General features: G+C 42.8%; 2 protein-coding genes. Both read right to left on the bottom strand.

What is annotated here, in order from left to right; genetic code table 11:
- Positions 1–96 precede the first annotated feature (96 nt).
- The gene (locus QT974_RS16130) at positions 97–1,575 is read right to left on the bottom strand and encodes a mechanosensitive ion channel family protein (protein WP_333469471.1); all 1,479 of its coding nucleotides are present in this window, start codon (positions 1,573–1,575) and stop codon (positions 97–99) included.
- On the bottom strand, positions 1,568–3,715 hold the full coding sequence (locus tag QT974_RS16125; protein WP_333469470.1) for an adenylate/guanylate cyclase domain-containing protein: 2,148 nt from the start codon (positions 3,713–3,715) through the stop codon (positions 1,568–1,570). The genes QT974_RS16130 and QT974_RS16125 overlap by 8 nt, the downstream gene beginning before the upstream one ends.
- Positions 3,716–4,873 lie beyond the last annotated feature (1,158 nt).

Here is a 4,873-nt window from a genome sequence, read left to right as displayed (position 1 = left end):
CTAAGATTTTATGTCCAAATGCTACGCCCTTCTATGATTTTTGCACTCTTGTCTACTGAAATCAAATCTCTGCATCGCGATCGAACAGCATCATCCTCACAGGAAATCAACCCCAGCATTGGGCTTAACATCTGCCTTTTGAGCCATACTTACGGCTTTGCTTCGCGATTCTATAATTTGACCGATCTCGCGCCCCAAACTTGGTTGACGTTCAATCATCGTATTGACAGCATCTGAGTAGATGACAAGAACCTGCAAATCCTCAGCGGCGGCGATTGATACCGGACTCGGTTCCCCACTAAATAGTGCCATTTCCCCAAAAAACTCACCGCGCAATACAGTCATTACCTCCAACTCCATCCCCAACTCGTTCCTGACAGTGACCTTAGCCTCACCAGCAATGATAATGTACAAAGCATTACCAGGCTCGCCTTGCCGGATGACTTTCTCTCCCGCACCAAACTTCTGTAAAATAGTTCCCTTAGCTAAGTCATCCAAATTTTTGGGTTCGCGAGCATAGGGCATAAATCCGGGAATTGAGTGCAGGCTTTGGGCTAACTTACTTGAAGCGCTATCTGCCTTATCAGCAGCTTCCACAGCATACGAGTATCGGTAACGATATAACGTTAAGTTGTTTCGCTGCGCTGCGTACCAAATTCGCGTCATAAATCGATCGAGTATCTGGTCCACCTCCCCAAAGTTTTTGACAAAGAAATCCACCTCATACACAATTGCAGTCTCATCATAGGATTTGGTTTTAATCTTTGGTTCGGGTTCGGCTAATACTCCTTGGGTAGCCAAGGCTGTACTTGTTAGTACCTGCTTCACGAGGTTAGGCGGGCTATCGTAGGAAAAACCAATATTGAGGCGTTGGTTATAAATGCGTTCTGGTTGGCTGTAATTATAGATGATTCCTTTTCCAATGAACTGATGAGGAACGACGATCGTCTGGCGCTGGGAAGTGAGCAGCCGAACCGATCGCCAATTGATATCAACTACCTCACCTTCAATATCTCCAATTCGCAACCAATCACCAACATTAAAGGGACGTTCCAGAAGCAGCGCCATGCCAGACATGACGCTGCCTAGTGTATCCTGAAGCGCCAAACCGATTACAATTGAGCTAATGCCCAATCCAGTCGCAAGACCGGCCAAATCAGCACCCCACACCGCCGCCAGCACGATCGCAGTTCCCACAAGCACCAAAAAAAACTTACAAAGATCGATCAGCAATTTCGGCATCCGTGCCCGCCAGCTATTCGCCTCAGCTTCTTCAAACAAAATCACATTAAGCAGCGAGAGAGATGCGTAGATAGCAGATATCCAAAACAGAGTTGCAACCAGCTTGGGAAAATTCCCGTTAACGTCAAGCTTCAGGACATTCCTGATTAAAATCATCACCATTAAAATTGGCAGGACAAGGTTTTTTACAACCAGCAGGGTAGTCGCCAGCGGTCGAGCCTGCCTTTGTAGGTGATAAATAACCTCTCCTAGTAAAACAACCAGGAGTGGGAACCCTAATCCGACAATTAATGCCCACATTTCCCAGTCGTTTGAAGAGCTTAAATTATTCATATACTTCCTCCGATCGAACATTTACTGGAAGCTTATAACTTGGGATTTTCCAAGCTACTAACTTTTCTTTGTCAGGTTCTTGAATTTCCCCAACCAACTCAAAATCGTAGAGATCGTGCAGGCGATCGTAGATATCTTGAGACACAAAGATAGAGCCGGGGGGACAAGCCGACTTCAATCTATTGGCAATATTTACGGTCTCGCCCCAAACGTCATAGAGCAATTTATTTTTACCAATGACACCTGCAACCACATTTCCGGAATTAATCCCGATTTCCACGTCTAGATCCAAGCCTTTTTCATAATTAAATCGGTGGACAAATGCCAGCATTTCCAAAGCAAAATCTACCGCGCGTTTGTCATGATCCAAACGTGGCATACTCAGCCCGCATACAGCCATATAACCATCACCAATAGTTTTAATCTTCTCCAAACCGTATTTTTCAGTCATTTCATCGAAGGTTGTTACCAGTTCATCAAGCAGATCGATAACTTCGGGAGCTGACAAGGTTTGAGAGAGCTTAGTAAATCCATGGAGATCGGAAAACAAAACCGAGACATGAGAAATCTGATCGGCAATTGATCGATCGCCCTGTTTGAGGCGTTTGGCTATGGCGGGACTAAATATATTTAAGACTAATGCTTCATTTTCGCGATTTTTCTGTTGAATTAGCTGAGTTTCGGCACGAAGGCGGCCTATCGTTTGGTTAAATGATTTAGCTAAGTCTCCAAATTCATCTTCTGAACCAGATTTCACCACCGCGTCAGATTCTCCATCCCCCACCAGGCGGGCGCTAGCGATTAACTTCTTGATGGGTCTGACAAAGATTGCAGTCAGCCACATGGCAACAACCGTGATTAGCGCGATGATTAAAGTAGCTGCAATCGCAATTGTTTTTTCAAAGGAGTGAATTGACGCATAGGCTTCCGAAACATCCATCTCCGCCAATATCACCCACCTCAAGCCATCAATATCTAGTGGGGAATAAGAACTCAAAACAGGAATACGACGGTAATCGTCGATCGCCTGCGTGCCCTGCTTCCCAAATAACGCTTCCTTCACTGCTGTTGTTTGCGCTTGCTGTAGGAGGATTGTAGTATTGAACTCTTTGATTTTCTTGATGGTCTTTTCATCAGTACCGATAGAGGCGAGAACTTTTGCATGACCTTCGGGGTCTTCAATCTGGAAACGAGATGCAGAACGCATTAAATAATCCGACCCCACCAGATAAGTTTCTCCTGAATCGCCCAGACCACTTTGTTTCCAATTTTTGTTACCAGTCATCACATTGTTAATTTTGTCAACGGGAAACTGGAACGCCAAAATACCAATAAATTCCGAGCCGCTAAAGATGGGGGTCGCGATAAAAGCCGCAGGCGCACCGTAGGAAGGGCTGTAAGGCTTAAAATCTACTATTTTCACATACCCCTTTCCCTTGGCCTGTCGTGTGGCGGCGATCGCGTTTGCTAAGTTACTCTCTTTGTAAGGGCCGTCGCTCAAGCTTGTGGTAAAGTCGGTTTCTTTAAAAACCGTGTAGACAACAGTTCCTTCGCGATCGATCAAAAACATATCGTAGTAACCATATTTTTCAACTATATTGCGAAAAAGAGGGTGGTAGCGGGCGTGAACGCGGCTGTAAGCGCTGGAGTCCCCTGGAGTATCAAGGAGAAGCTTCTTGCCAACAGGGTTGGGATTAGCAGCGATGTAGTGGTACTGTAGGTAACGAGCAGCGGGTGTTTTTGGCGTGTATGCTGCCAGAACAGGCGAACCCTCGTTAGTTCGCTTTAGTTTGGTTAAAAATTCTTTCTGGTAGTAGGTATTAATTTTTGCGTCAAAATTCGCTGGAATTTTGGTTTTTTCAAGTTCGCTGTAAGCCGTCTTAAATTCCTGTAGGGCGGCGACTACTGTCAGGTCTTCGCTGAGGGTTTGGGTGTGGTTTTTAAGATTTTCAAAATAATCTTGGATTTGATAAGCTTTCACAGCCCTAAGGCTGGTTAATTGGTTGAAGACTTTTTCGGTCAGAATCGCTTTCCCACTGCTAGAGCAGATAAAGGTGCTCGCGAGCATAGCACAAAAGCTGACTGCCAGCAACATGACTGTGAGTTTTGTTTTTATACTTAAATGATTCAGTAATTGCATCGGATTTTTCCTGATAGTCTTTGTATTATTTCTTTCATCTCTAAGAAATTAAAGAGTAATCTTTCACCAGTGGTAGCGATCGCTTTTCATTTTATAGAACCCATTGGACATTTTTGGGCGATCGCCTCACAACATTCAATCTACTGCCCAACAGGACAAAAAGAGAAATTCTGCTGGGCAGATTCTAAGCTGCTGCGCGTCTATATTGTAGAAGATCGACATATCACAGGCAAGGGAGCGCCAAATATATGCCAGCCATAAATTATCTGTCTCAAGAACCAAAAGAAAGACTAATTAAACTCTTACAAGATGCACGCAGGCATTATAAGAGAGAAAAATTTTGAATTATTCTAAGAGTAACTTAGGGCAATACTGCTCGACCAATAAGTAAGTTTAGGATAGTTGAGGTAAAATTTTACACGGAGCGGTGTTATTAGTCTCAAGATTATGTGGGATTAATGACGGTGAATTACTCAATGAATAGCAAAAATTAGTAAAGTGTTTATCCAAAGATTTTTAAAGATTTTTAGTGCCAGAACTCGGGGTGGGCGCGGCAGTAGTAATGGAGAATCTACCAGCACATAAAACAGTATACCCTGGTTTTGGTTCAACACTACAAAAGCCAGAAGTATTGAATGCTTATTTATAGGATTATAAAAATAGCATTTCAGGAAATTATTAATATTTTATAAGTCGGCGATTATACATTTATCTATCAATTTTGCTTGCATAGTATTCTTACTGGAAATAACGATTTAGGAGTTTGGGGTGGAAATAACGGATTTATGTTTGGATATCCTGGGATATTTTACTTTGTCTTGCGAAATGGAACTATTAAAGGTGATGGAAGCGTGACCTTAGAAATTAATGAAAAATTAATGAACATACTCCTGTACCGGAGAACTCCTCCTCATTGGCCTCATTGTTGGCATTTCTGGGCTTGGGTGGAGTTCAGTTGTGGAGAAAGTCTAAAAAGGCAAACAAATAATCATCTTTACCAACCTAACTTGAAGTGGGCGTATATAGAATTACTTAGACTTTTAAATTATTTAGTTATTTTGGAAAAAATATTGTAAACATACGGATTTACAATACCGCGAGTCAGCTTTAATCTGTATCTCAAGATGTTGTTTTCGTTAATTGCTGCTACAGACGAAA

This window comes from Microcoleus sp. BM001215392, assembly GCF_036700185.1.
GTDB lineage: Bacteria > Cyanobacteriota > Cyanobacteriia > Cyanobacteriales > Microcoleaceae > Microcoleus.
Note: the sequence above shows the minus strand (reverse complement) of the source record. Positions and strands in the feature narration are given on the sequence as shown.